Below are 26,190 nucleotides of genomic sequence, written 5' to 3'. Positions count from 1 at the left end.
CAGTTTCGGCCCCTTGCGACGCTTTTGGCATCGCGTGGGGTCGAGTCCCCGGGGGATTAGCCCAGCAGATGTGCCACGCCGGCGCGCTCTTCTTCAAGCTCGTTCAGCGTGATGTTCATCTTCTCGCGCGAGTAGGCGTCGATCTCGAGGCCTTCCACGCGCTTGTACTTGCCGTTTTCGCAGGTCACGGGCACGCCGTAGATCACGTCTTGCGGAATGCCGTACGAGCCGTCCGACGGAATACCCATCGTCACCCACTTGCCGTTCGTACCCAGCACCCAGTCATGGATGTGGTCGATAGCAGCGTTGGCAGCCGAAGCGGCCGACGACAGACCACGGGCTTCGATGATGGCGGCGCCGCGCTTGCCGACCGTCGGCAGGAACACGTCGTTGTTCCACACGTCGTCGTTGATCATCGACTTCACGTTCTTGCCGTCGATCGTGGCGAAGCGGTAGTCGGCGTACATCGTCGGCGAGTGGTTGCCCCACACGGCCAGCTTTTCGATGCTGGCGACCGGCTTGCCGGTCTTGGCGGCGATCTGCGACAGGGCACGGTTGTGATCCAGGCGCAGCATTGCGGTGAAGTTTTCCTTCGGCAGATTCGGTGCCGACTTCATGGCGATGTAGGCGTTGGTGTTGGCCGGGTTGCCGACCACGAGCACCTTGACGTCGCGCTTGGCGACTTCGTCCAGAGCCTTGCCTTGCACCGTGAAGATTGCGCCGTTGGCTTCGAGCAAATCCTTGCGCTCCATGCCCTTCGAGCGCGGACGGGCACCAACCAGCAGGGCGACGTCGGCATCCTTGAAGGCGACCTTCGGGTCGTCGGTCACAACCACGCCAGCGAGCAGCGGGAACGCGCAGTCTTCCAGCTCCATCACGACGCCCTTGACGGCGGCTTGAGCTTGCGGGAGGTCGAGCAGTTGCAGGATGACGGGCTGATCCTTGCCGAGCATGTCGCCATTGGCGATGCGGAACAGCAGGGAGTAGCCGATTTGGCCAGCGGCGCCGGTGACGGCGACACGCATTGCGGGTTTTGCCATGAGAATCTCTCCAGACGTGTACAAATTCCTGCGAAGCTTAAGGTAAGCTCGCCGTCCGGGTGGCATTTTTTTGCCAGGCTGACAGCGCCGCGTCACATGAAGCTTCTAAAATTCCTTGACCTACGGAAGCTTGCGGGCTGCGGGGTGTGCTGCCGTCGATGAGTGCGAAGCACCGGACTCTCTTATATGATAGCCGTGCTGCGGCTGCAGGCCCCTGTTAGCCCGCGCCAGTGTAGGAGCCGTCACAACGAATGTCAACTCTATCTTATGTCTTATATAAGACATAGGATTATTGCTGTTATTCGATGGACGAGGGCCTTGATTTGTGGTCAAATCGCCGCCATGAATGCGAACGTTCGCGACACATCCAACACTACGCCGCCTGTCGATGCCCCGCAGCGACAGGACAGCACGCGCGACGCCGCACCGGCCTCCCAGGCCCCGCAGGGTGCCGCCGCCCCGGGAGCGTCGCCGACATTCAGTCCACTATATCAGCAGATCAAAGGGCTCATCACGCAGAGCCTGCAGGCCGGCGAATGGAAGCCCGGCGAGATCATTCCCAGTGAGGTCGACCTGGCTGCCCGCTATAAGGTGAGTCAGGGAACGGTGCGCAAAGCCATCGACGAGTTGGCCGCCGAGAATCTGTTGGTGCGCCGGCAAGGGCGCGGCACGTTCGTTGCGACTCACCATGAAGACCGGGTGCAATTCCGGTTTCTGCGTCTTGCGCCCGATTCGGGCGAACCCCATCACCCGCCCAGCCGCCTGATCGAGTGCCGCCGCATGCGTGCACCGGCGGAAATCGCGCGTCAGCTCGATCTGCGTGCGGGCGATGGCGTCATTCTCATTCGCCGCATGATGGATTTCTCGGACCGTCCGACGGTGCTTGATGAAATCTGGCTGCCGGGCGCGCTGTTCCGCGGACTGACGGCAGAGCGGCTCAATGATTACAAGGGGCCGATGTACGGCCTGTTCGAAGATGAATTCGGTACCCGCATGATCCGCGCCGTGGAAAAAGTCCGCGCTGTGGCCGCAGACGACGTGACTGCGGATCTGCTCAAGGTGCCGAAGGGGTTCCCGCTGCTGAGTGTGGAGCGCGTTTCCTACACTTATGGGGACAAACCGGTGGAAGTGCGCCGGGGCTGGTACGTCACCACGGAACATCACTACCAGAACGAATTGAGTTGAGAGGGCAGGGCGACTTCCTAGGTGCGAGCCGGCGTCGTGGCCGGTGAGTGCCTGAAGTCTAGGCATGAGGGGCGGCGTGTCGTGCGCCGTTGGCGGGAATTTCCGGAGCATTGGAACCGGTATGGTGCAACGCACTAGAATCGGCGCTAAAATCCGGGGCTGATGTAACTACATGGGGTCTAGCATGGCTGAAGTGGTAAAAAAAGAGCGGCCAGTCTACAGGAATATCGGTATCGGACAGATTGTCACGTACCGTCTCCCGCCGGCTGGTATCGTTTCCATTCTGCACCGTATTGCCGGTGTGATCTTGTTCCTTCTGTTGCCGTTCGCGCTTTATTTGTTCGAACAGAGCCTCACGTCGGAACTCAGCTTCGACGTTCTGCGAAGCATCGCCTCCAACTGGTTTGTCAAGCTTGTCATCCTGGCATTGTCGTGGGGCTTCCTGCACCACTTCTGCGCCGGCTTGCGCCATCTGCGCATGGACTTCAATCACGACGCGGTGAGCAAGGAAGGCGGTAAGAATTCGGCAGTGGTTGTTCTGGCCGTGTCGCTGGTGCTGACGCTGGCCGTCGCCCTCAAGCTGTTCGGAGCGTTCTAAGATGGCACAGAACAATATCGGTTCGAAGCGCCTCGTCGTGGGCGCGCACTATGGCCTGCGCGACTGGATTGCGCAGCGCATGACTGCGGTCATCATGGCCGTGTACACCGTGATCCTGTTGGTGTGGTTCTTTGCCGCCAAGGATTTCTCCTACGAAGGCTGGGCCAGCATCTTCGCGCATCAGTGGATGAAGCTGGCCACGTTCGTTACGCTGCTCGCGCTGTTCTATCACGCGTGGGTCGGCGTTCGCGACATCTGGATGGACTACGTCAAGCCCGTCGGTGTGCGACTGGCGCTGTACGCGCTGACGATCGTCTGGCTGCTGGCTTGTGCCGGCTATGCCGCACAGATTCTGTGGAGAGTGTAAAGAATGGCTGCAATTAAAAATTCGCTGCCGCGCCGCCGCTTTGACGTCGTCATCGTGGGCGCAGGTGGTTCGGGCATGCGCGCGTCGCTGCAACTGGCCAAGGCCGGTCTGTCTGTGGCTGTGCTGTCCAAGGTGTTCCCCACCCGTTCGCATACCGTCGCTGCTCAGGGCGGCATTGGCGCTTCGCTCGGCAACATGAGCGAAGACAACTGGCATTACCACTTCTACGACACGATCAAGGGTTCCGACTGGCTCGGCGACCAGGATGCGATCGAGTTTATGTGCCGTCAGGCACCGAACGCCGTCTACGAACTGGAACACTTCGGCATGCCGTTCGACCGTAACCCGGACGGCACGATTTACCAGCGCCCGTTCGGCGGCCACACGGCCAACTACGGCGAGAAGCCTGTCCAGCGCGCTTGCGCGGCTGCCGACCGTACCGGTCACGCGCTGCTGCACACGCTGTATCAGCAAAACGTGGCAGCCAAGACCCACTTCTTCGTAGAGTGGATGGCGCTCGATCTGATCCGTAACGAAGAGGGCGATGTCCTCGGCGTGTCGGCGCTGGAACTCGAAACCGGCGACGTCTACCTGCTCGAAGGCAAGTGCACGTTGTTCGCAACCGGCGGTGCCGGCCGTGTGTACGCCGCTTCGACCAACGCGTTCATCAACACCGGTGACGGTCTGGGCATGGCCGCGCGTGCGGGCATTCCGCTCGAAGACATGGAATTCTGGCAATTCCACCCGACCGGCGTGGCCGGCGCGGGCGTGCTGATCACCGAAGGCGTGCGCGGCGAAGGCGGTATTCTGCGTAACTCGAACGGCGAGCGCTTCATGGAGCGTTATGCCCCGACGCTGAAGGATCTGGCGCCGCGTGACTTCGTGTCGCGTTCGATGGACCAGGAAATCAAGGAAGGCCGTGGCTGCGGCCCGAACGGCGACTACGTGCTGCTCGACCTCTCGCACATCGGTGCCGAGACGATCATGAAGCGCCTGCCGTCGATTCGCGAAATCGCACTCAAGTTCGCCAACGTCGACGCGATCAAGGAACCGATCCCCGTCGTGCCGACCATCCACTATCAGATGGGCGGTATTCCGACGAACTACAACGGTCAGGTCGTCCTGCAGAAGGACGGCACATCGACGCCGGTCAACGGCTTCTACGCTGTGGGCGAATGCTCGTGCGTGTCGGTCCACGGTGCGAACCGTCTGGGCACGAACTCGCTGCTCGACCTGGTGGTGTTCGGCCGCGCGGCCGGTAACCACATCGTCGACTTCGTGAAGAACCACGGCGACCACAAGCCGCTGCCCGCCGATGCCGGCGAGAATGCACTGGCGCGTCTCGGCCGTCTGGAAGCCTCCAGCTCGGGCGAGTACGCACAGGACATCGCCAACGACATCCGTGCAACGATGCAGAAACATGCGGGTGTGTTCCGTACGTCGGATCTGCTCAAGGAAGGCGTGGACGAGATCAAGCAAGTGGCCGAGCGTGTGTCGCACGTCCACCTGAAGGACAAGTCGAAGGTGTTCAACACGGCGCGTATGGAAGCGCTGGAAGTCGACAACCTGATCGAAGTGGCCAAAGCCACCATGATCGCGGCCGAAGCCCGCAAGGAAAGCCGCGGGGCGCACGCGCACAGCGACTATCCGGAGCGCGACGACGCCAACTGGATGCGCCACTCGCTGTTCTTCAGCGAAGGCAACCGTCTGGATTACAAGCCGGTGCAGTTGAAGCCGCTGACCGTCGACTCGGTTCCGCCCAAGGCGCGGACGTTCTAAGGGATTCGCAAGATCATGAAACGCATTTTTGAAGTCTACCGCTACGATCCGGACAAGGACGCCGCACCGTACATGCAGACCTACGAGGTTGAACTCGACGGTCACGAGCGCATGCTGCTCGACGCCCTGGTCAAGCTCAAGAAGCTCGACGAAGGCATCGCATTCCGCCGCTCGTGTCGCGAAGGTGTGTGCGGTTCGGACGCGATGAACATCAACGGCAAGAATGGTCTGGCCTGTCTGACCAACATGAACGATCTGCCGAACAAGATCGTTCTGAAGCCGCTGCCGGGTCTGCCCGTCATTCGCGATCTGATCGTCGACATGACGCACTTCTTCAACCAGTACCACTCGATCAAGCCGTACCTGATCAACCCCGAGCCGGCACCGGAGAAGGAGCGTCTTCAGTCGCCCGAGCAACGTGATGAGCTTGATGGTCTGTACGAGTGTATTCTGTGCGCATCGTGCTCCACGTCGTGCCCGAGCTTCTGGTGGAACCCGGACAAGTTCGTCGGCCCGGCGGGTCTTCTGCAGGCCTACCGCTTCATCGCCGACAGCCGCGATACGGCAACCAGCGAGCGTCTGGACAACCTGGAAGATCCGTATCGCCTGTTCCGCTGCCACACGATCATGAACTGCGTGGATGTGTGCCCGAAGGGTCTGAACCCGACGAAGGCCATCGGCAAGATCAAGGAGCTGATGGTGCGTCGCGCCGTCTGACCAAGCGATCATGCCGGATATCAATCACCAGTCCGATCCGGTCAAGCGTGCCCGCCTTCGCTGGCGGGCACGCCGCGGTTTGCTGGAAAACGACCTCATCCTCGAACGATTCTTCGCCAGGTACGAAGCCTCGATGACTGACGAGGATGTGGGCGCCCTCACGAAGCTGCTCGATTTGAGCGACAACGATTTGATGGATCTGCTACTAGCGCGCAAAGAGCCCGAGGCGGATCTGGACGGGCCGGACGTGCGGCGCCTGTTGGCGCTTTTGCGTGCCGTGTAGGGGTTTAAGTATTTTTTTGAGGAAGCGATATGACTCCGTCTGATGTTAAAGCCACCCTATCTTTCTCTGACGGTTCGCCCAGCGTCGAACTGCCGATCTATCAGGGAACGATGGGCCCGGATGTAATCGACATCCGCAAGCTGTACGGCCAGACCGGCAAGTTTACGTATGACCCGGGCTTTATGTCGACGGCGTCGTGCAATTCCGCCATCACCTACATCGATGGCGACAAGGGTGAGCTGCTGTACCGCGGTTACCCGATCGAGCAGTTGGCCACCAACTGCGACTTCCTCGAGACGTCTTATCTGTTGCTCAAGGGCGAACTGCCCAACGCAAAGGATAAGGAAGAGTTCGTCAAGACCGTGACCCGTCACACGATGGTGCACGAGCAAATGAACTTCTTCTTCCGCGGTTTCCGTCGCGATGCTCACCCGATGGCTGTGCTGACCGGTTCGGTCGGTGCGCTGTCGGCGTTCTATCACGACTCGTTGGACATCAACAATCCGACGCACCGTGAAGTTTCGGCCATTCGCCTGATCGCCAAGCTGCCGACGCTCGTCGCCATGGCGTACAAGTACAGCATCGGCCAGCCGTTCGTGTATCCGCGTAACGACCTGTCGTACAGCGCGAACTTCATGCGCATGATGTTCGCCAACCCGTGCGAAGAGTACGAAGTCAACGACGTGCTGGTGCGCGCCCTCGACCGCATCCTGATCCTGCACGCCGATCACGAGCAGAACGCTTCGACGTCGACCGTCCGTCTGGCCGGTTCGTCGGGTGCGAACCCGTTCGCCTGTATCGCTGCCGGTATCGCATGTCTGTGGGGCCCGGCGCACGGTGGTGCGAACGAAGCCGCGCTGAACATGCTCGAGCAGATTGGTTCGCCGGACAAGATCCCCGAGTTCATCAAGCAAGTGAAGGACAAGAACTCGGGCGTGAAGCTCATGGGCTTCGGTCACCGCGTGTACAAGAACTACGACCCGCGCGCCAAGCTCATGCGCGAGACGTGCTACGAAGTGCTCAACGAACTCGGTCTGCACGACGACCCGCTGTTCAAGCTGGCCATGCAACTCGAGAAGATCGCTCTGGAAGACGAATACTTCGTGTCGCGCAAGCTGTACCCGAACGTCGACTTCTACTCGGGTATCGTTCAGCGCGCGCTCGGCATTCCGACGTCGATGTTCACCTGCATCTTCGCCCTGGCACGTACCGTGGGCTGGATCGCACAGTGGAATGAAATGATCGGCGAGCCGGATCAGAAGATCGGCCGTCCGCGTCAGCTGTTCATCGGCCACACGCCGCGCGAAGTCGCGTCGATCGACAAGCGTTAAGCCTGTCGAGGCGTTCGGCACGGCTCCCGCTTGCCGTGCCGGCACCTCAACCTTGCCGAAACGGCAAGGCGGTGCGGCCCGCAACGAGCCCTCGTTGCGCTATATTCGAAGCCACGGCACAAGCTGCCGTGATTCGCACAAATCCCCGGTTGATCGTGCGTTTACCGCCCGGTTTCCCGGGGATTTTGTATTCCGCCGGCGCGAAAGCGCTATGGCATAATCAAAAGTTCACAGAACGATATTTGTTCTCGAAACGATAATTTAGCCCCGCGTTTTTATCATGGCCAAGACGCTGTATGACAAATTGTGGGATGCACATGTCGTGCATACCGAGGACGATGGCACTACGTTGCTCTACATCGACCGTCACCTGTTGCACGAGGTGACCAGTCCGCAGGCGTTTGAGGGGCTAAAACTCGCGCAGCGTCCGGTCTGGCGACTTTCTGCCAACCTCGCGGTGTCGGACCACAACGTGCCGACGACCGATCGTACGCAAGGCATTGCCGATCCGATTTCGCGTTTGCAGGTCGACACGCTCGACACCAACTGCGACAACTTCGGCATCACCCAATTCAAGATGAACGACGTGCGTCAGGGCATCGTGCACGTGATCGGCCCGGAGCAGGGCGCCACGCTGCCCGGCATGACGGTGGTTTGCGGCGATTCGCACACGTCCACGCATGGCGCGTTCGGCGCGCTGGCGTTCGGCATCGGCACATCGGAAGTCGAGCACACGCTCGCCACGCAAACCTTGCTCATGAAGAAGAGCAAGAACATGCTCGTGAAGGTTGAGGGCACGCTGCCGCGCGGTTGTTCCGCCAAGGATATCGTGCTCGCCGTCATCGGCCGGATCGGTACTGCGGGCGGCACGGGCTACACGATCGAATTCGCCGGATCGGCGATCCGTTCGCTCACGATGGAAGGCCGCATGACCGTGTGCAACATGGCTATCGAGGCCGGTGCACGCGCCGGTCTGGTGGCCGTGGACGATACGACGATCAACTACGTGAAGGGCCGTCCGTTTGCGCCCGCGGGCGTGGAGTTCCAGCAGGCCGAAGCCTACTGGCGTACGTTCCACACCGATCCGGGGGCCCATTTCGACCATGTAGTCGAGATCGACGCGAATACGCTGGTTCCGCAGGTGAGCTGGGGAACGTCGCCAGAAATGGTCGTGAGCATCGAAGACCGCGTGCCCGATCCCGAGAAGGAGAAAGACCCGGTCAAACGCAGTGCCATGGAGCGTGCGCTCGAGTACATGGCGCTCACGCCCGACACACCGATGGCGAGCATCAATGTCGACAAGGTGTTCATCGGCTCGTGCACCAACTCGCGCATCGAAGATATTCGTGCAGCGGCTTACGTCGTGAAGAAGCTTGGCCGTCGCGTGGCGTCGAACGTGCGTCTGGCGATGGTGGTGCCGGGCTCGGGTCTGGTGAAGCGTCAGGCCGAGCAGGAAGGGCTGGATCAGGTCTTCAAGGCCGCAGGCTTCGAATGGCGCGAACCGGGCTGCTCGATGTGTCTGGCGATGAATGCTGATCGTCTGGAGCCGGGTGAGCGCTGCGCGTCGACCTCGAACCGCAACTTCGAAGGCCGTCAGGGCGCGGGTGGGCGTACGCACCTTGTGAGCCCGGCGATGGCCGCAGCGGCTGCCATCGAAGGCCATTTCGTCGACGTGCGACGCCTCGTCTGACGCTTTAGCATCGGTTTAACCGTCGTTTGACATCGTTTTTGACAGAGAAAGAATCATGAAAAAACTGTGGATGCTGATCGGTGCGGTGCTGGTGCTGGGTGTGGCGGGGTGTAACACGATGGCAGGCCTCGGCAAGGATACTCAAGCCGCCGGCTCGGCCCTCGAGAACGCCGCGAAGAAGTGATGCGACGGTGCGTGTCGCGGGCAATCGCCTCGCGCATGCACCTACGAAATTTCCGGCTTTGACGGCCCCGGTTTTCCGGGGCCGGACGTAGCCGAACTGTTTTGATCAGGTGGTTCGTGATGGAAAAATTTACTGTCCATACGGGGTTGGTGGCACCGCTGGATCGCGAAAACGTCGATACCGACGCGATCATCCCCAAGCAATTCCTGAAGTCGATCAAGCGCACGGGTTTCGGCCAGAACCTGTTCGACGAATGGCGTTATCTCGATGTCGGTCAACCGGGTCAGGATTGCAGCGCGCGTCCGCTCAATCCGAACTTCGTGCTGAACCAGCCTCGGTATCAGGGCGCGACGATTCTGCTTGCCCGCAAGAACTTCGGCTGCGGCAGTTCACGCGAGCACGCGCCGTGGGCGTTGCAGCAATACGGCTTTCGTGCCGTCATTGCGCCGAGTTTTGCCGACATCTTCTTCAACAACTGCTACAAGAACGGGCTGCTGCCGATCGCGCTGTCCGAGTTGCAGGTTGACCATCTGTTCAACGAGACGGCGGCGTTCAACGGCTACCAGTTGACGATCGATCTGGACAAGCAGGCCGTGGTGACGTCCGATGGCCGCGCTTATGAGTTCGACATCGCACCGTTCCGCAAGTACTGCATGGTGAACGGATTCGACGATATCGGCCTGACGCTGCGTCACGCCGACAAGATTCGCGCCTACGAGGCCGAACGGCTCACGAAGCAGCCGTGGCTCGCGACGCGTCTGCCGGGCTGAGTCCCGAGCACTCAAGGCACATCCAAGGAGATTGCATGAAAATCGCTGTGTTGCCGGGTGACGGCATTGGTCCGGAAATCGTGACGGAAGCCGTCAACGTGTTGAACGCACTTGGCGAAAAGTTCGAGCTTGAAGAAGCGCCCGTCGGTGGCGCCGGCTATGCGGCCGCGGGTCATCCGCTGCCGGACACCACGCTCAAGCTCGCGAAGGAAGCGGACGCCATTCTGTTCGGCGCCGTGGGCGACTGGAAGTACGACTCGCTCGAACGCGCGCTGCGTCCCGAGCAGGCGATTCTGGGGTTGCGCAAGCATCTTCAACTGTTCGCCAACTTCCGTCCCGCCATTCTGTACAAGGAACTGGCCGACGCGTCGAGCCTGAAGCCGGAAATCGTGGCAGGGTTGGATATCCTGATCATTCGCGAGCTGAACGGTGACATTTACTTCGGTCAGCCGAAGGGTTTCCGCCAGTCGCCGGACGGTGCTTTCGAAGGCGCGCGCGAAGGTTTTGATACCATGCGCTATAGCGTGCCCGAAGTGGAGCGTATCGCGCACGTCGCATTTCAGGCCGCAGCCAAGCGTGACAAGCGTTTGTGCTCGGTCGACAAGGCCAATGTGCTCGAGACGTCGCAACTGTGGCGCGACACGATGATCGAGGTCGCGAAGCAGTATCCGGAGGTCGAACTGTCGCATATGTACGTCGATAACGCCGCGATGCAACTGGTCAAGGCGCCGAAGAACTTCGACGTGGTGGTGACTGGCAACATGTTCGGCGATATTCTCTCGGATGAGGCGGCGATGCTGACGGGGTCGATCGGCATGCTGCCGTCGGCGTCGCTCGATGCCAACAACAAGGGGCTGTACGAACCGTCGCATGGTTCGGCGCCTGATATCGCCGGCAAGGGCGTGGCCAATCCGTTGGCGACGATTCTGTCGGCGGCCATGATGCTGCGTTACACGTTCGGCCTCGCAGAACAAGCCGACCGCGTGGAGAGCGCAGTGAAGAAGGTGCTGGCGCAAGGCCTGCGCACGCCCGACATCTGGCGGGAAGGCGCGACCAAGGTCGGTACGCGCGAAATGGGCGCGGCGGTCGTCGCCGCGCTTTAACGCGGACGGGGCGTCGTGAGACGCCCCTCTGCGCAATTGCAACGATAAGAGAGTGGATAAATGAAAACCGTAGGTCTGGTAGGTTGGCGGGGCATGGTCGGTTCGGTTCTGATGCAGCGCATGCAGCAGGAGAACGACTTTGCTTTGATCGAGCCGGTGTTTTTCAGCACCAGCAACGCGGGCGGCAAAGCCCCGTCGATGGCGAAGAACGAGACTTCGCTGAAAGACGCCAATGATGTCAATGAGCTGAAAAAATGCGACATCATCATTACCTGCCAGGGCGGTGACTACACAACCGAGATCTTCCCGAAGCTGCGCGCTGCGGGCTGGAACGGCTATTGGATCGACGCAGCCTCGACGCTGCGCATGGCGAACGATGCCATCATCGTCCTGGATCCGGTCAACCTCGATGTGATCAAGAATTCGCTGACGAAGGGCACCAGGAACTTCATCGGCGGCAATTGCACGGTGAGCTGCATGCTGATGGGCCTGGGCGGTCTGTTCCAGCATGGTCTGGTCGACTGGCTGACGTCGATGACGTATCAGGCCGCGTCGGGCGGCGGCGCACAGCACATGCGCGAGCTGCTCACGCAGTTCGGCAGCATCAACGCCGAAGTCAAGGCGCTGCTGGATGATCCGCACTCGGCCATTCTCGAGATCGACCGTAAGGTGCTCGCCAAGCAGCACGCGCTCACCGCCGACGAGACCAAACAGTTCGGCGTGCCGCTGGGCGGCAACCTGATTCCCTGGATCGACAAGGATCTGGGCAACGGCCAGTCGAAGGAAGAATGGAAGGGCGGTGCCGAGACCAACAAGATTCTGGGTCTGGGCGATGGCTTCCCTGGCACGCGTGCCATTCCGGTGGACGGTCTGTGCGTGCGCATCGGTGCAATGCGTTGCCACAGCCAGGCGCTGACTATCAAGCTTACGAAGGATGTGCCGTTAGATGAACTGACCGACATCATCGGCCAGGCCAATGACTGGGTGAAGGTGGTGCCGAACACGCGCGAGGCGTCGATGAAGGATTTGACGCCTGCCGCGGTGACCGGCACGATGACCATTCCGGTGGGGCGTCTGCGCAAGATGTCGATGGGGCCGGAGTACCTGTCGGCATTCACGGTGGGCGATCAACTGTTGTGGGGCGCAGCGGAACCGCTGCGTCGCATGCTACGCATCCTGCTCGACGCTTGAGCGTCGACGCGTATTGGTAAGGCGTGAAGAACGGCGGCCCGCGGGGCCGCCGTCCGCGCTTTGGGAGGCGCCCCATTTTGCTGGGGCGTCCAGAGAAAATCGACTGACAGGCTTGACAAGACACAGTGCGGAAATACTCGATCGGCAAGCGTGCAAACTCGTCCCGTAACTCGTTTCGCCTGAGCGCGGCGGCGGCCGTCCTGTGGAGCCTCGGGCTTCTCAATGCCGGTGCAGCAGAGTTCGGCCCGCAGCAGGTGCGCTCGGGTCCGGGCCAGCCGCTGCGCGCAGTGATCGTGCTGGGCAACGTGTCGCAAGCCGAAGCCGACGGATTGTCGGTGAAGCTCGCACCGCGCGATGCCTTCAGGCAGGCAGGTCTGCGTTACGACCCTACGCTCGAGAAGCTCTCCGTCTCGGTCACGCCGACTGCGGGACGCGAGCCGGGGTACAGCGGCACGTATCTCGTCCATGTCGATTCGGCTGAGCCGGTCAGTACCTCGTTCCTCGATCTGTTGCTGGTGCTCGAATGGCGCACCGGCCGGCAGTCCAACGCGGTCACGCTGTCCGCCATCCCGGAAGCCAGTGCTGCGCAACCGCAGGCGGTCGTGCCCGCGCAGACGTCGAATAGCGGGGCGCCCGCGACGGCTACCTCTCCCGCGTCTTCCCCGGCACCGGCACCGGCTCCTGCGGCGTCTGCTCAGCCGGGCAACGCATCGGGGGCGGTCGCAGAGGGCGCGCGTAAAGTGGGCCGGGGAGACTCGCTCTCGTCGATTGCCCGCGAATTCACGGGCGGCGAAGGTGGCGCAACGCTCGCGCAGATGATGACCGCGCTGTTTGAATCGAACCGCTCGGCGTTCATCGGTGACGATCCGAACCGGCTGCGTCAGGGGGCGACGTTGACACGCCCGGCCGATGCGCAGGTGCAAAGTATTCCTCCCGCCCAGGCACGCAAGTTCGTGTCTTCGGCGCGGGAACAGTTTGACGCGTATCGCGCGCGGCTGGCCGAATCGACGGCGCAGCAGGCAGCACCGGCCGGTGGCCGCAGTGCACAGGGCGCGATCGAAGCGGGCAAGGCGCCGGAAGCGGCCGCCCCCGCCACGCGCGATGAATTGAAGCTGTCGCGACCCGGCAAGGGGGGGGCGGGCGGCAAGGCCGGTCGAACCGGCGGCAGCGAGGAAGAACAAATCGCCCAAGGCAAGGCGCAAGCCGAGGCTCAGGGCAGGGTGAATGAGTTGCAGAAGAACGTAGCAGATCTCCAGAAGCTGTTGGCGATGAAGAATCAGGCTGTCGCCAATCTGGAGGAGCAGGCCGCCGCCGCTTCCGGGGCGACTGCACAGGACAAGACGGCGAAATCCGCCGACGGCAAGACCACGACACCCGCGGCTGCCGCTGCGGTACCGAATACCGCGAAGGGTGCGGCTGACGTGAAGGACGCCGCCGCAGCAGACAGTCCGGCCACGGCGGCCGTAGCGTCGGAGGCTGCGGCCACCGATACTGCCTCGGCCGCATCGGCGAGTGCGACAGCATCGGACGCTACGGCCGCCGTGGCGGCACCGGCTAGCGAGGTCGCAGCGGCGTCTGCCGCCAGCGCGCCGACAGCCGAGTCGAAGCCCGCGCCCAATGCCGCCATGAATTGGCGTGCCGTGACGCAGAATCCATATGTGCTGCCGGGCGCTGGCGCGCTGGTGGTGTTGCTCGGCCTGTGGTGGCTGATGCGTCGCCGCCGTGCCGAGACACCGGCCGGGCAGCCCGGCCCGTATGACGACGGGCACGACGCGCATGCCGGCCAGGATCACGATGCGCCGCACGATGGCTCGCAGGCTGACGAGCCGGCATCAGGTGTGGCAACGGCGGGTGCCGTGGCGGCTGCCGGTGCCGTAGGTGCTGCGGCGCTATATGCCGCCAATCAGGCGGAAGCCGATGAGCATCTGCATCCGGCTGCCGAGGACACACGGTCGGCGTCGGACGATGGTGTGGCTGCCGTCGAAGACGTTCAGCCGGCCCCCGAGGCGGCCGAAGCCAGCGTGCCGGAAGAATGGGATGTCGAGCCGTCGCCTTTGGACAACACGTCGGCGGAAGCGGCTCACGCTGAAGGTTCCGACAACTCGCCGGTGACATTCGAGGCGCCGGAAGTGGCCGCTGAACCGCTCGTCGGCGAGGTGGCATCCGATATGCCGGATGCCTCGTCCGAAGCTGCCAGCGAGCCGGAAATCGATTGGAATGCCGCGTTTGCCGAGCAGGCGGGGGAGGCAGGCGAAGTGGCTGCCGCTCATGACGATCCGGCGGCTGCCACGTTGTCGTCGCTGGAAGCGCTTGACGCTGCGGCGGCCATCGGTGGGGTTGCGGCTGCGCACACGGCACAAGCCGAGCCGACGCCTGCCGCGCCGGTAGAAGCAGCGGAACCGGCAGAAGCCATGACGCCGATTGCCGACGCGACGCCTGACGGCGGCGTGGCAGGCATGGTGGGCGATCTGGATCTGGCGATTCCGGGGCAGCCGGCGCATGTGGGTACGATTTCGAACGATGCGTTGCCTTCCCTGAGCAAGGGGCTGGGCTCGGTACAGTTCAAGATGGAGCCTAAGGACGATCCGAGCCACCCGCAAACCAGCGCGGATGAAGCGGGCGACGATACCTATCCCGAACTGAGCGACGCCGATTTCGACGCCGCGATGGAACAGGCACATCGCCCCCCCGAGGCGCCGCGCAGCTACACCGATACTGCACACGAAGCACCGTCGCTCAAGCCGCTGTCGTTCGATCTGTCGGACTTCAGCCTCGATCTGAAGGGAGACGAGGCCTCAGCCGCACCGTCGTTCGTCAGCGCGCCGGCGCTGCCCGCCGACATCGGCGTAGAGGCGTTGGTCGAGCACGAGACGCTGGATTCGACGCCGCCGGAAACGCCGTTCGCGGCCGAACCCGCTGCGCCGCAGGTGCCGCAAGTGATCGTGCCGACGCCGGAGCCGATCGTCGCGGGATCGTCTGCCGAATCTGCGGAGTCAGCCGCGCCTGCCGCGTCCGCCACGCCGAACGTGCCTGACGAATTCCATACGAAACTCGAACTGGCCGTCGCGTACCAGACCATCGGCGACGACGATGGCGCGCGAGAATTGCTTGAAGAAGTGATCGCCGGAGGGGATGCGGCACAGCAGTCGGCCGCTCGCACACGGCTGGCCGAGCTTGGCAAGTGACGCCACGGCACATCGACGATCACACCACTGATTGACCGTAGTTTGGGGCGCTCGTAGGTTGGGCGCCCATTTTTCTTTTTCATATGCGAATTGCACTGGGCATCCATTACGACGGCACGGCGTTCTCCGGCTGGCAATCGCAGCCGCATGGCAACACCGTGCAGCAAACGCTCGAGGCCGCACTGCGCGAGTTCGGCGGCGTAGCGCTGCCCACGACGGTCGCAGGACGCACCGATACCGGCGTGCATGGCATCGGTCAGGTGGTGCATTTCGATACCGAACTCGATCGCGCGATGTTCTCGTGGGTGCGAGGCGTGAACGCCTTCCTGCCCAAGACGGTTGCCGTGCAATGGGCGCAAGCCATGCCCGGCGACTTCCATGCGCGTTTTGCCGCCTTCGAGCGCACGTATTTCTACGTGCTTTACGTGCATCCCGTGCGTTCGCCCTTGCTCGACGGCCGTTGCGGCTGGCTGCACACCCCGCTCGATCTCGACGCGATGCGCACCGCGAGTCAGGCGCTGGTGGGCGAGCATGACTTCTCGGCGTTCCGCTCGTCGGAGTGTCAAGCCAAGACGCCGGTCAAGCACCTGTACGCTATCGATATCGAGCAGCAGGGACATTTCTTTGTGTTCCGCTTTCGGGCGAGCGCGTTTTTGCATCACATGGTGCGCAACATCATGGGGTGTCTGGTCGCCATTGGCCGGGGACGTCAGCCCGCGAGCTGGATGCCGCAAGTGCTCGCGAGTCTCGACCGGCGTCAGGCCGCCCCGACGTTCATGCCGGACGGCCTGTATCTGGCCCGTGTGGGGTATCCTGAGCGTTTCGCCGTACCCGAGCCCAACTGGGCCGCGTGGCCGTTCCCGATGCCGTGGGCAAGCTTATGAAATCCCGTACCCGAATCAAGATTTGCGGCCTGTCGCAGCCGGCGGATGTCGACCATGCCGTGGCGCTGGGGGTCGACGCCATCGGCCTCGTTTTCTACCCGCCGAGCCCGCGCTATGTGGATCTGGCGCGCGCGGCCGAACTCGCCCGCCGGGTGCCGCCTTATGTGAGTCTGGTCGGCTTGTTCGTCAATGTGACGGCCGACGAGATCGCGCGTACCGTCGAGGCGGTGCCGCTGACGACACTGCAGTTCCACGGTGACGAAACCCCCGAGGAATGTGCAACGCTGTCGGCGGCGGCAGGCAACCGTCCGTACATGCGCGCCATGCGTATTGGCCCGGAGACGAAAGACAGTGGCGATTTGCTACAATTCGCCAACGCATACACCGCCGCACAAGGCATCTTGCTCGATGCTCTGGTTGAGGGCTATGGCGGTGGAGGAAAGGTTTTCGATTGGTCACTTATTCCAAAAGACATCGCGCGTCGGGCCGTTTTGAGTGGTGGCTTGAACGCACACAACGTTGCTGAAGCCATCGGCCGGGTGACGCCATACGCCATCGACGTGTCGAGCGGTGTGGAGGCGTCGCGGGGCGTGAAGGATCACGCCCGCATGACGGCGTTCGTGCAGGCAGTGCGTGCTGCCGACGCCGAATAGGCAACCCGCCGGGGCGCCCGCCAGGGCCGCTCACCGGTAATGCGAAGAGTGACGACCATGTACGATTTACCTGACGCCCGAGGCCATTTCGGCCAGTACGGCGGTGTCTTTGTGGCTGAGACGCTGATTCACGCGCTCGACGAACTGCGCGAGGCCTATGCCAAGTATCAGAACGATCCGGCTTTCCTCGAAGAATTCCATTACGAACTGAAGCACTACGTCGGCCGTCCGTCGCCGATTTATCACGCCAAGCGCTGGAGCAGCGAGCTGGGCGGTGCGCAGGTGTATCTCAAGCGCGAAGACCTGAACCACACCGGTGCGCACAAGGTGAACAACGTGATCGGGCAGGCGCTGCTGGCGCGTCGCATGGGCAAACGCCGTGTGATCGCAGAGACTGGCGCCGGTCAGCACGGTGTGGCCACGGCGACCATCGCCGCGCGCTTCGACATGGAGTGCGTGGTGTATATGGGCGCTGAGGACGTGAAGCGTCAGGCGGCCAACGTCTATCGCATGCAACTGCTCGGTGCGACCGTGGTGCCGGTGGAGTCGGGTTCGAAAACCCTCAAGGACGCGCTCAACGAAGCCATGCGCGACTGGGTCACGAACGTCGAGAGCACGTTCTACATCATCGGCACTGTGGCCGGGCCGCATCCGTACCCGATGCTCGTGCGCGATTTCCAGAGCGTGATCGGCGAAGAGTGCAAGGTGCAGATGCCCGAACTGGCCGGACGTCAGCCGGATTACGTGCTCGCCTGCGTGGGCGGCGGCTCGAATGCCATGGGTATTTTCTATCCGTACATCGACGAGCCGAACGTGAAGCTCGTGGGGGTGGAAGCGGCCGGCGACGGCATCGAGACCGGCCGTCATGCGGCGTCGATCATCGGCGGCACGCCCGGCGTGCTGCACGGCAACCGCACCTATTTGCTCCAGGACGCCAACGGGCAGATCACCGAGACGCATTCGATCTCGGCGGGGCTGGACTACCCGGGGGTGGGGCCTGAACACGCGTGGCTGCATGACATCAAGCGCGCCGAGTACGTGGGCATTACCGATACCGAAGCGCTTCGGGCGTTCCATGACTGCTGCCGGATCGAGGGCATCATCCCGGCATTGGAGTCGAGCCATGCGCTCGCTTATGCGTGCAAGTTGGCGCCGACGCTGCCGAGCGACCAGATCGTGCTGGTCAATCTTTCGGGGCGCGGCGACAAAGACATGCACACTGTGATGGCGCTGGCCAAGCCGGCGCCTGCGGGCGCATAAGCGGCGCTGCGAGATGCCATTGATCCCTAGATCCCTGTTCCCAGATCCGTTGAGGACACCAGAACCAGCATGACCGATCTGACTGATCGCAAGGCACAAAATGACATCCTCGGGGCAGAGCGCCCCGTGGACGCCACCGAAGCCGCCGCCGCGCGTCTCGAGGCCATGGAAGCGGCCGGGGAGCTGCGCGCGCGTTGGGCGCCGGGCGACATCACATTGCGTCATGCCGACTTCCTGCATCACTTGCACGAACTGGAAGACGGCAGCGTCGACCTGATTCTTGCCGACCCGCCTTATGGACTCGGCAAGGACTACGGCAACGACTCCGACAAGCGCTCCGGCGAGGACTTCCTCGGCTGGACGTACGGCTGGCTCGAGGCGGCGGTTCCGAAGCTCGCGCCGCGCGGCTCGCTTTACCTGTTCTGCACGTGGCAGTACGCCCCGGAGCTGTTCGTATTTCTGAAGCAGCGCATGCTGATGATCAACGAGATCATCTGGGATCGCCGCGTGCCCAGCATGGGCGGCAGCACCCGGCGGTTTTCGTCGGTCCACGACAACATCGGCTTTTTCGCGGTCTCGAAGGATTACTACTTCGACCTCGATGCCGTGCGCGTGCCGTATGACGCCGCAACGAAGAAGGCGCGCTCGCGCCGTATCTTCGAGGGCAGCAAGTGGCTGGAACTGGGTTACAACCCCAAGGATCTGTGGTCGATCTCGCGATTGCACCGGCAAGACCCCGAACGCGTCGATCATCCGACGCAGAAACCGCTGCATATCATCGAGCGCATGGTGCTGGCCAGTTGTCCGCCCGGCGGTCTCGTGCTCGACCCGTTCATGGGCAGCGGCACGACTGCCGTGGCTTGCGCGCTGCACGGCCGGCGATTCGTCGGCTACGAGCTGAACGCGCATTACCACGCGCTCGCCAATCAAAGACTTCAGAGACTTTCCGATCATGTCCCGCATTCAAGCGACGTTCCAAGCCTTGCAAGCGCAGGGTAAGAAGGGCCTCATTCCGTTCATCACCGCCGGCGATCCCGAGCCGGGCTGGACGGTCAAGCTGATGCATGCGCTGGCCGACAACGGTGCCGACGTCATCGAACTCGGCGTGCCGTTCTCCGACCCGATGGCTGATGGCCCGGTGATCCAGCGCGCCTCGGAGCGTGCACTGGCCCGTGGTGTGAGCCTGGCCGAGGTGCTCGGCTATGTGGCCGTATTCCGCCAGACCAACGACCGCACGCCAGTCGTCCTCATGGGCTACGCCAATCCGATCGAGGCGATGGGCCTCGACACCTTCGCCGAGCGTGCCGCGACGGCCGGTGTGGATGGCGTGCTGGTGGTCGACTACCCGCCAGAGGAAGCCGAGGCGTATGTGAGCGCCGTGCGTGCCCGTGGCATCGATCCGATCTTCCTGCTCGCGCCGACATCGACCGATGCGCGTATCGCCGCCGTGGCGCGTCAGGCGAGTGGCTATCTGTACTACGTTTCCCTCAAGGGGGTGACGGGCGCCGCGAGCCTGGATATGGACAGCGTTGCCGCCAAAATTCCCCAGATCAAGGCCGCTGCGGCCCTGCCGGTGGGCGTGGGCTTCGGTATTCGCGACGCCGCAACGGCCCGTGCCGTGGCGAGTGTGGCGGACGCCGTGGTCATCGGCAGCGCCATCGTCCAGCGACTGGAAAACACGCCGCGTGATCTGACGGGCCAGAACGCGGTAAAATCGCTGGCTGAATTCATCGGCGGCATTCGCCAGGCGCTCGACGAGGGCGCCAAATCGGCGTAAATTCGCGGCGTAATTTTGCCGCACCGTCCGGTGAAACGCTGAATTGAAACGGCCGTGTCATACGGTCGCCCCGAAACGCCCGCCCCTGATGGTGCGGGCGTTTGCCAAGGAGAAACTATGAGCTGGCTCGATAAGCTGCTGCCCCCGAAGATCAAGCAAACCGATCCGACGCAGCGCAACAAGAGCATCCCGGAAGGGCTGTGGATCAAGTGCCCGTCGTGCGAAGCCGTGCTGTATCGCAACGACGTGGAAGCGAATCTGCACGTTTGCCCGAAGTGCGACCATCACATGCGCATTGGCGCGCGTGCACGTCTCGATGCGCTGCTCGATCCGGAAGGCCGTTACGAACTCGGCCAGGAGATCGTGCCGGTCGATGCGCTGAAGTTCAAGGACAGCCGCAAATATCCGGATCGCATCAAGGAAGCGATGGACGACACCGGCGAGACCGATGCGATGGTCGTCATGGGCGGTGCCATCCACACGCTGCCGGTCGTGGTCGCGTGCTTCGAGTTCTCGTTCATGGCCGGCTCGATGGGGTCGGTGGTCGGCGAGCGCTTCGTGCGCGGCGCGCAGAATGCGCTGGAGCAGGGCGTGCCGTTCATCTGCGTGACCGCTTCGGGCGGTGCGCGTATGCAGGAAAGCCTGCTCTCGCTCATGCAGATGGCCAAGACCACGGCCATGCTCACCAAGCTGACGAACGCCAAGCTGCCGTTCATCTCCGTGCTGACCGACCCGACGATGGGCGGTGTGTCCGCCAGCTTCGCCTTCCTCGGCGATGTGGTGATGGCCGAGCCCAAGGCGCTGATCGGCTTCGCCGGCCCGCGCGTGATCGAGCAGACCGTGCGCGAAAAGCTGCCGGAAGGCTTCCAGCGTTCGGAGTTCCTGTTGCAGAAGGGCGCGATCGACATGATCGTCGACCGTCGCAAGATGCGTGAAGAGATCGCTCGCCTGATCGCTTTGATGCAGTGCCAGCCGGCTGACGCCGTCGCCTGAGCACGGCAAATTCACGCGTGCGATGGCGCGGCGCTCGCCGTTGCAGTGCCCCCAAGGGCGGTGCAACAGCGTAGAATTACGCAACGCCACGCAGTGCCGCGCGAGCGGCGCCTGAATGCATCCCTTAGCAGGAATGAAGCGCGGACGTTAGTGACGTCCGCGTTTTTGTTTTTCTGCCTCGCACATCCATGCCGACATACTCCACTCTCGACGCCTGGCTCGCCCATCTCGAAACCGCTCACCCCGTGGGCATTGATATGGGCCTCACGCGCATTGGCCGCGTGAAAGAGGCGCTCGGACTGCAATTCCCGTGCCCCGTTTTCACGATAGGCGGCACCAACGGCAAGGGTTCGACCTGCGCAATCATCGAAGCTATTCTGCTTTCTGCGGGCTACCGCGTTGGTTGCCATACATCGCCGCATCTGCTGACCTTCAACGAACGCGCGCGCCTTAACGGCGAGGTCGTCGACGACGCCACGCTGCTGCCGCACTTCGAAGCCGTCGAAGCCGCACGCACGAGCTTCGATACGCCGGTCTCGCTCACGTACTTCGAGTTCACCACGCTTGCGATCATGCACATGTTCGCCACGGCCGGCCTCGACGCCGTGATTCTCGAAGTCGGTCTGGGCGGACGGCTCGACGCGGTGAATATCGTCGATGCCGACTGTGCCGTGATCACGAGCATCGACATCGATCACGCGCAGTATCTGGGCAATACGCGCGAGGCGATCGCCATCGAGAAGGCCGGCATTTTCCGGCCCGGGAAGCCTGCGATTTGCGGCGATCCCATGCCGCCGGCCACGCTTGTCGCCGAGGCGGAGCGCATCGGCGCAGACCTATGGCTGTTCGGCCGCGATTTCAACTATCAGGGCGACAAGCAGCAATGGAGCTACGGGGGACGTCAGATGCGCCGTCCAGCGCTGGCGTATCCGGCGCTGCGCGGCGCGAACCAGTTGCTCAACGCGTCGGCGGCGCTTGCCGCCCTCGAGTCGATGCGCGATCGGCTGCCGGTCTCGGCGCAGGACATTCGTCTGGGGCTTGCATCGGTCGAACTGCCGGGACGTTTCCAGGTGCTGCCGGGGCGTCCGGCGGTGGTGCTCGATGTCGCGCACAATCCGCATGCGGCCGCAGCGCTTGGCCACAATCTCGATGGCATGGGCTTCTTCCCGTACACGTATGCCGTGTTCGGTGCGATGGCCGACAAGGACATCGAAGGCGTGCTGCGCCATCTCGTCGACAAGGTCGATCACTGGCGTCTGTGTGCGCTGCCGACCGAGCGTGCCGCCACGCCGGCGTTGCTTGAAGAGAAGTTGCGGGCCGTGGGGTTCGTGGAAGATGCGGATCATTCGGTCGAGACCTTCGAATCCCCCGAGAAAGCCTATGCCGCCGCGCTCGAGCAGTGCGGGGAGAATGATAGAATTGTAGTTTTTGGATCGTTCTTTACGGTGGCGGGTGTGATGTCGCACCGCAAATTGCAGCGCCACTGAGGTGTGAAGGTGCGTTTGCCGTGACATTTTCTTACGAGAAATGTCATGCGTATGACGCACCACATGCGCGATGATCAGTCCAACGACGCGAGTTACGACCTGAGCCAAGGCCCTATGGGATTGTTTTCCTTCCGCAAGAAAGACGCCGAAGCCGTTCCCCCGAAGCGCGGTAGCCGCAGGAGCGGCCGAACCGGCACCCGTACGGCGGGAGGGGGCGAGTACAGCGAGCACGAGCAACTCGACCCGCTGCTGCCCGAGAAGCAACGCGCGCGCCGCCGTCTGGTCGGCGCGTTGGCGTTGGTGCTCGCGGCCGTCATCATTTTGCCGATGGTACTCGCGCCCGAACCGAAACCGGCCGCCGACGACATCGCCATCCAGATCCCCGGAAAGGATGCCAACTCGCCGCCCGTGCGCGTGAAGCCGAATGCGGCGGTTGCCGTTACGCCGCCGTCCGACGCTTCGCTCGACAAGGGTGAGGAAGCGCTCGACAGCAGCACGCTGGCCGGCGCCAACCCGGTCAAGCCCGCGCCGACGCCGGCCCCTGCACCGACGGGCGTGCCCCCGGCCACCGCCGTGGCGCCTGCTCCGGCACCGAGCGCCGTGCCGGAACCGCAGGTGGCGCAAGCAAAGCCGGAGCACAAGCCGGACGTCAAACCCGACGTCAAGAAGCCCGAGCAGCGTGCCGAGACGAAGCCTGCTGCGAAGCCGGACTCGCACGACACGGCCAAGGCGCAGGCCAAGGCGCAGCCGAACAACAACGTGGCCGACCCGATTGCGCAGTTCGCGCAGAACAATACGACGTCCAAGGCCACCAAGCCGGCCGATAGCCACGACAACACGCAGAAACCGGCGTCGTCGAGCGGCAAGTATCTGGTGCGCATCGGCGCTTTCTCGACGCAGGATCGCGCACAGGCATGGCTCGTCAAACTGAAGCTCGTGAACGTGCCGAGCTACATGGTGAAGAGCACGGTCGACGGCCGTGAGCTGTATCTGCTGCGCGCGGGGCCGTTCCCCGATCGCAACAGTGCCGAAGCGGCCGGCAAGAAGATTCGTGACGCCGGACTGACGGCGCAGGTCGCCGAGGCGGGCTGAGTTGGGCGATACGGTGCATAGCGGTCTGTTGACCGTCGTGGATTACGCGGCAATTGCCATTCTGATTGGCTCGATGCTGCTGGGCATGCTGCGCGGACTCGTGCGCGAGCTGTTCAATCTGGTGGGCTGGGTGGTGGCGTTCTTCGTGGCGCGCGCGTTCGGCCCGGCGGTGGCGCATTGGTTACCCGCCGACCTGCCCGGTGGCGAGATGACGCAGGGCGCACTCGGTTTCCTGCTGGTGCTCGTCGCGGTGGTGTTCGGCGCAGGCATCGTCAGCGCGCTCGTGGGCCGCATGACCGATATGATCGGCTTGCGCCCGGCCGATCGCGGTTTAGGGATGTTATTCGGTATCGTTCGCGGCATTCTGCTCTTGATGTTGTTGATGGTCGCCGCCAAGTTAACGGCATTGCCGCAACAACCGGTATGGCAGCACTCGTTGGTACGCCCGTGGGTGGACGCGGGGCTGGAGCGGCTCATGCCTTACCTGCCCGAGCCTGTGCAGCACTACCTGCATAAGCCTGAGGCCGCGATGCCGAGCGTCAATCCGCTGGGAACGCCAATTCCCTTGCTACAACTGGAACCCTATCGGGGAACGCCGGATGCCGGCGGGCAGGGCGGTAACGGTACGCAGGGGCATTCGGGCAGCCAGAGCGGCGGCGCGATGTCCGGCGTGTCGAGGCTGATGGGTGGCGGCACCCTGCGGGAGGGCAGCGCCGGCAACGGTTTGGCGGGCGATGGCCTGGGCGGTGCGCAGCAGCAGGGGTGGGGCATGCACAGCAGTGGATCGGGCACGCCGTCGACCGGCCTGCACAAGGTTGCCGAATGACGGATAATACGGTCCTCCGTTTGACACAGATTTCGCTGTTTTTTGAAGGATTTATGCCATGTGTGGCATCGTCGGTGTAGTCTCCAAGTCCCCTGTCAACCAGTTCATCTACGATAGCTTGCTGCTGTTGCAGCACCGCGGGCAGGACGCCGCCGGTATCGCCACGACGGACGGCCAGTCGTTCTACATGCACAAGGGCAACGGCATGGTGCGCGACGTGTTCCGCACGCGCAACATGCGCGACTTGCCGGGCACGGTCGGCATCGGTCAGGTACGTTACCCGACGGCCGGTTCGTCGAGCGCCGCACAAGCCCAGCCGTTCTACGTGAATGCGCCCTACGGCATCGTGCTTGCGCACAACGGCAACCTGACGAACTGGGAACAGCTCAAGGACGAGATGTTCCGCGTCGACCGCCGCCATATCAACACCACCTCCGATTCCGAAGTGCTGCTCAATGTGCTCGCGCACGAATTGCAGCAAAGCGCGCGCGACGGTCTGAGCGTCGCGTCGCTGTTCGAAGCGGTGGGTAAGGTACACGGCCGTCTGCGCGGCTCGTACGCTATCGTCTCGATCATCTCCGGCTTTGGGCTGCTCGCGTTCCGCGATCCGAACGGTATCCGTCCGCTGTGCATCGGCCGCTTCGATGGCCCGAACGGCACGGAGTGGATGGTGGCGTCGGAGTCGGTGGCGCTCGAAGGCATGGGCTTTGCGTTCGAGCGCGACGTCAAGCCGGGCGAGGCGATCTTCATCAGCAACGACGGCGAACTGGTGTCGCAGCAGTGTTCCGAGTCGGTGTCGATGCACCCATGCATTTTCGAACTCGTGTATCTGGCGCGTCCGGATTCGGTGCTCGACGGCGTGGCGGTCTACGACGCGCGTCTGCGCATGGGCGACTACCTCGCCGAGAAGATTCGCCGCGAGATCGACTATCAGGACATCGACGTCGTGATGCCGATTCCGGACTCGAGCCGTCCGGCGGCCATGCAGGTTGCCAAGCGACTGGGTCTGAACTATCGCGAGGGCTTCTTCAAGAACCGTTACGTTGGCCGCACCTTCATCATGCCCGGTCAGGCGATGCGCAAGAAGTCGGTGCGCCAGAAGCTCAACGCCATGCGCGTCGAGTTCAAGGACAAGAACGTACTGATCGTGGACGACTCGATCGTGCGCGGCACCACCAGCCAGGAAATCGTGCAGATGGCGCGTGACGCCGGTGCGCGCAAGGTGATCTTCGCGTCGGCTGCACCGCCGGTGAAGTTCCCGAACGTGTATGGCATCGACATGCCCACGCGCAGCGAATTGGTGGCCTATGATCGCAGCGACGAAGAAGTGGCGCGCATCATCGGTGCCGACGAACTGATTTATCAGGACGTCGAGGACATGAAGGCCGCCGTGCGTGACATCAACCCGGCGCTGTCCGATTTCGATGCGTCGTGCTTCGACGGGAAGTACATCACGGGCGATGTGACGACCGAGTACCTGAACCGCCTGGAGCAACAACGCAAGGCACGGAAGGCGCCGGTTGCGGAAGCGAATGAGGGCGACGATAACGAGCCGCGCGGGGCTCAACTTGGCCTCTGAGCGGCGCCTGAGGCCGACCAGTCGGGCGAACGCCCGGTGGGCAGGGGGGATTTTCCTTCCTCGCCTGCAACGTGCTACACTGCATTTCACGTCGATTTGATTTCAGCTTGCGGACGTGGGGGAACATCCCCGAAACAGCTAAAGCGAGGCCTAGACAGATGGATTTCGAGCCCGTTTTGCTGAACAGCGAAACGGGCTTTTCTTTTTTTGGCCGGC

General features: G+C 62.8%; 24 protein-coding genes. 23 read left to right on the top strand and 1 reads right to left on the bottom strand.

Annotated features, from left to right (window positions below):
* Positions 1 to 56: 56 nt before the first annotated feature.
* Positions 57 to 1,040, bottom strand: a complete 984-nt coding sequence (locus tag C266_RS01935) for a malate dehydrogenase (RefSeq protein WP_010807377.1) — start codon at positions 1,038 to 1,040, stop codon at positions 57 to 59.
* Between the two features lie 342 nt (positions 1,041 to 1,382).
* Between C266_RS01935 and C266_RS01930 the strand changes: the two genes are divergently transcribed.
* The 23 genes from C266_RS01930 (at position 1,383) to purF (ending at position 25,974) form a co-directional block, all read left to right on the top strand.
* A complete protein-coding gene (locus tag C266_RS01930; protein WP_010807376.1) occupies positions 1,383 to 2,225 on the top strand; it encodes a GntR family transcriptional regulator in 843 nt (280 codons plus the stop codon).
* Between the two features lie 184 nt (positions 2,226 to 2,409).
* Positions 2,410 to 2,823 carry a succinate dehydrogenase, cytochrome b556 subunit gene (sdhC, locus tag C266_RS01925; protein ID WP_010807375.1) on the top strand — a complete coding sequence of 138 codons (414 nt, stop codon included), beginning with the start codon at positions 2,410 to 2,412 and terminating at the stop codon, positions 2,821 to 2,823.
* Between the two features lies 1 nt (position 2,824).
* Positions 2,825 to 3,190, top strand: a complete 366-nt coding sequence (gene sdhD, locus C266_RS01920) for a succinate dehydrogenase, hydrophobic membrane anchor protein (protein ID WP_010807374.1) — start codon at positions 2,825 to 2,827, stop codon at positions 3,188 to 3,190.
* 3 nt (positions 3,191 to 3,193) lie between these two features.
* On the top strand, positions 3,194 to 4,969 hold the full coding sequence (gene sdhA / locus C266_RS01915) for a succinate dehydrogenase flavoprotein subunit (protein WP_010807373.1): 1,776 nt from the start codon (positions 3,194 to 3,196) through the stop codon (positions 4,967 to 4,969).
* A gap of 12 nt (positions 4,970 to 4,981) precedes the next feature.
* Positions 4,982 to 5,686 (top strand): succinate dehydrogenase iron-sulfur subunit, encoded by a 705-nt coding sequence (locus C266_RS01910; protein WP_023873897.1) that lies wholly within the window; start codon positions 4,982 to 4,984, stop codon positions 5,684 to 5,686.
* Between the two features lie 10 nt (positions 5,687 to 5,696).
* A complete protein-coding gene (locus tag C266_RS01905) occupies positions 5,697 to 5,969 on the top strand; it encodes a succinate dehydrogenase assembly factor 2 (protein WP_010807371.1) in 273 nt (90 codons plus the stop codon).
* A 29-nt stretch (positions 5,970 to 5,998) separates the two neighbouring features.
* Entirely contained in the window at positions 5,999 to 7,300 is a 1,302-nt protein-coding gene (gltA, locus tag C266_RS01900; RefSeq protein ID WP_010807370.1) for a citrate synthase, read from the top strand.
* Between the two features lie 280 nt (positions 7,301 to 7,580).
* Positions 7,581 to 8,990 (top strand): 3-isopropylmalate dehydratase large subunit, encoded by a 1,410-nt coding sequence (leuC, locus tag C266_RS01895; RefSeq protein WP_010807369.1) that lies wholly within the window; start codon positions 7,581 to 7,583, stop codon positions 8,988 to 8,990.
* Positions 8,991 to 9,045: 55 nt separating this feature from the next.
* The gene (locus tag C266_RS01890; RefSeq protein ID WP_010807368.1) at positions 9,046 to 9,174 is read left to right on the top strand and encodes an entericidin A/B family lipoprotein; all 129 of its coding nucleotides are present in this window, start codon (positions 9,046 to 9,048) and stop codon (positions 9,172 to 9,174) included.
* A gap of 119 nt (positions 9,175 to 9,293) precedes the next feature.
* Entirely contained in the window at positions 9,294 to 9,944 is a 651-nt protein-coding gene (leuD, locus tag C266_RS01885; protein ID WP_010807367.1) for a 3-isopropylmalate dehydratase small subunit, read from the top strand.
* A 35-nt stretch (positions 9,945 to 9,979) separates the two neighbouring features.
* Positions 9,980 to 11,047, top strand: a complete 1,068-nt coding sequence (leuB, locus tag C266_RS01880) for a 3-isopropylmalate dehydrogenase (RefSeq protein ID WP_010807366.1) — start codon at positions 9,980 to 9,982, stop codon at positions 11,045 to 11,047.
* 60 nt (positions 11,048 to 11,107) lie between these two features.
* Positions 11,108 to 12,238, top strand: a complete 1,131-nt coding sequence (gene asd / locus C266_RS01875) for an aspartate-semialdehyde dehydrogenase (RefSeq protein WP_010807365.1) — start codon at positions 11,108 to 11,110, stop codon at positions 12,236 to 12,238.
* 125 nt (positions 12,239 to 12,363) lie between these two features.
* A complete protein-coding gene (locus tag C266_RS01870; RefSeq protein WP_010807364.1) occupies positions 12,364 to 15,423 on the top strand; it encodes a FimV/HubP family polar landmark protein in 3,060 nt (1,019 codons plus the stop codon).
* Positions 15,424 to 15,506: 83 nt separating this feature from the next.
* Positions 15,507 to 16,307 carry a tRNA pseudouridine(38-40) synthase TruA gene (truA, locus tag C266_RS01865; RefSeq protein ID WP_010807363.1) on the top strand — a complete coding sequence of 267 codons (801 nt, stop codon included), beginning with the start codon at positions 15,507 to 15,509 and terminating at the stop codon, positions 16,305 to 16,307.
* The gene (locus C266_RS01860; RefSeq protein WP_010807362.1) at positions 16,304 to 16,960 is read left to right on the top strand and encodes a phosphoribosylanthranilate isomerase; all 657 of its coding nucleotides are present in this window, start codon (positions 16,304 to 16,306) and stop codon (positions 16,958 to 16,960) included. The genes truA and C266_RS01860 overlap by 4 nt, the downstream gene beginning before the upstream one ends.
* Positions 16,961 to 17,017: 57 nt before the next feature.
* A complete protein-coding gene (gene trpB / locus C266_RS01855) occupies positions 17,018 to 18,220 on the top strand; it encodes a tryptophan synthase subunit beta (protein WP_010807361.1) in 1,203 nt (400 codons plus the stop codon).
* Between the two features lie 165 nt (positions 18,221 to 18,385).
* Positions 18,386 to 19,219 carry a site-specific DNA-methyltransferase gene (locus tag C266_RS01850; RefSeq protein ID WP_144265684.1) on the top strand — a complete coding sequence of 278 codons (834 nt, stop codon included), beginning with the start codon at positions 18,386 to 18,388 and terminating at the stop codon, positions 19,217 to 19,219.
* A complete protein-coding gene (trpA, locus tag C266_RS01845) occupies positions 19,173 to 19,997 on the top strand; it encodes a tryptophan synthase subunit alpha (RefSeq protein ID WP_010807359.1) in 825 nt (274 codons plus the stop codon). Before C266_RS01850 ends, trpA begins: the two co-directional genes overlap by 47 nt.
* A 117-nt stretch (positions 19,998 to 20,114) precedes the next feature.
* Positions 20,115 to 20,990, top strand: coding sequence for an acetyl-CoA carboxylase, carboxyltransferase subunit beta (gene accD, locus C266_RS01840; protein WP_010807358.1), 876 nt, complete (start codon positions 20,115 to 20,117; stop codon positions 20,988 to 20,990).
* Between the two features lie 188 nt (positions 20,991 to 21,178).
* On the top strand, positions 21,179 to 22,477 hold the full coding sequence (gene folC, locus C266_RS01835; protein WP_010807357.1) for a bifunctional tetrahydrofolate synthase/dihydrofolate synthase: 1,299 nt from the start codon (positions 21,179 to 21,181) through the stop codon (positions 22,475 to 22,477).
* Positions 22,478 to 22,522: 45 nt separating this feature from the next.
* On the top strand, positions 22,523 to 23,569 hold the full coding sequence (locus C266_RS01830; protein WP_010807356.1) for an SPOR domain-containing protein: 1,047 nt from the start codon (positions 22,523 to 22,525) through the stop codon (positions 23,567 to 23,569).
* A gap of 1 nt (position 23,570) precedes the next feature.
* Entirely contained in the window at positions 23,571 to 24,395 is an 825-nt protein-coding gene (locus C266_RS25975; RefSeq protein WP_010807355.1) for a CvpA family protein, read from the top strand.
* A gap of 58 nt (positions 24,396 to 24,453) precedes the next feature.
* Entirely contained in the window at positions 24,454 to 25,974 is a 1,521-nt protein-coding gene (gene purF / locus C266_RS01820; protein ID WP_010807354.1) for an amidophosphoribosyltransferase, read from the top strand.
* Positions 25,975 to 26,190: the final 216 nt, after the last annotated feature.

Origin of the sequence: Pandoraea sp. SD6-2 (assembly GCF_000389825.1) — a bacterium.
Taxonomy (GTDB): Bacteria; Pseudomonadota; Gammaproteobacteria; order Burkholderiales; family Burkholderiaceae; genus Pandoraea; species Pandoraea communis.
Note: the sequence above shows the minus strand (reverse complement) of the source record. Positions and strands in the feature narration are given on the sequence as shown.

What these genes read in the sequence shown, in the direction of transcription:
- trpA (WP_010807359.1), top strand. Translation starts at nt 19,173, where the DNA reads ATGTCCCGCATTCAAGCGACGTTCCAAGCCTTGCAAGCGCAGGGTAAG.
- gltA (WP_010807370.1), top strand. Translation starts at nt 5,999, where the DNA reads ATGACTCCGTCTGATGTTAAAGCCACCCTATCTTTCTCTGACGGTTCG.
- sdhA (WP_010807373.1), top strand. Translation starts at nt 3,194, where the DNA reads ATGGCTGCAATTAAAAATTCGCTGCCGCGCCGCCGCTTTGACGTCGTC.
- sdhD (WP_010807374.1), top strand. Translation starts at nt 2,825, where the DNA reads ATGGCACAGAACAATATCGGTTCGAAGCGCCTCGTCGTGGGCGCGCAC.
- C266_RS01905 (WP_010807371.1), top strand. Translation starts at nt 5,697, where the DNA reads ATGCCGGATATCAATCACCAGTCCGATCCGGTCAAGCGTGCCCGCCTT.
- C266_RS01830 (WP_010807356.1), top strand. Translation starts at nt 22,523, where the DNA reads ATGCGTATGACGCACCACATGCGCGATGATCAGTCCAACGACGCGAGT.
- leuD (WP_010807367.1), top strand. Translation starts at nt 9,294, where the DNA reads ATGGAAAAATTTACTGTCCATACGGGGTTGGTGGCACCGCTGGATCGC.
- C266_RS01890 (WP_010807368.1), top strand. Translation starts at nt 9,046, where the DNA reads ATGAAAAAACTGTGGATGCTGATCGGTGCGGTGCTGGTGCTGGGTGTG.
- leuC (WP_010807369.1), top strand. Translation starts at nt 7,581, where the DNA reads ATGGCCAAGACGCTGTATGACAAATTGTGGGATGCACATGTCGTGCAT.
- purF (WP_010807354.1), top strand. Translation starts at nt 24,454, where the DNA reads ATGTGTGGCATCGTCGGTGTAGTCTCCAAGTCCCCTGTCAACCAGTTC.
- sdhC (WP_010807375.1), top strand. Translation starts at nt 2,410, where the DNA reads ATGGCTGAAGTGGTAAAAAAAGAGCGGCCAGTCTACAGGAATATCGGT.
- accD (WP_010807358.1), top strand. Translation starts at nt 20,115, where the DNA reads ATGAGCTGGCTCGATAAGCTGCTGCCCCCGAAGATCAAGCAAACCGAT.
- C266_RS01930 (WP_010807376.1), top strand. Translation starts at nt 1,383, where the DNA reads ATGAATGCGAACGTTCGCGACACATCCAACACTACGCCGCCTGTCGAT.
- folC (WP_010807357.1), top strand. Translation starts at nt 21,179, where the DNA reads ATGCCGACATACTCCACTCTCGACGCCTGGCTCGCCCATCTCGAAACC.
- leuB (WP_010807366.1), top strand. Translation starts at nt 9,980, where the DNA reads ATGAAAATCGCTGTGTTGCCGGGTGACGGCATTGGTCCGGAAATCGTG.
- trpB (WP_010807361.1), top strand. Translation starts at nt 17,018, where the DNA reads ATGTACGATTTACCTGACGCCCGAGGCCATTTCGGCCAGTACGGCGGT.
- C266_RS01935 (WP_010807377.1), bottom strand. Translation starts at nt 1,040, where the DNA reads ATGGCAAAACCCGCAATGCGTGTCGCCGTCACCGGCGCCGCTGGCCAA.
- asd (WP_010807365.1), top strand. Translation starts at nt 11,108, where the DNA reads ATGAAAACCGTAGGTCTGGTAGGTTGGCGGGGCATGGTCGGTTCGGTT.
- C266_RS01860 (WP_010807362.1), top strand. Translation starts at nt 16,304, where the DNA reads ATGAAATCCCGTACCCGAATCAAGATTTGCGGCCTGTCGCAGCCGGCG.
- C266_RS01850 (WP_144265684.1), top strand. Translation starts at nt 18,386, where the DNA reads ATGGAAGCGGCCGGGGAGCTGCGCGCGCGTTGGGCGCCGGGCGACATC.
- truA (WP_010807363.1), top strand. Translation starts at nt 15,507, where the DNA reads ATGCGAATTGCACTGGGCATCCATTACGACGGCACGGCGTTCTCCGGC.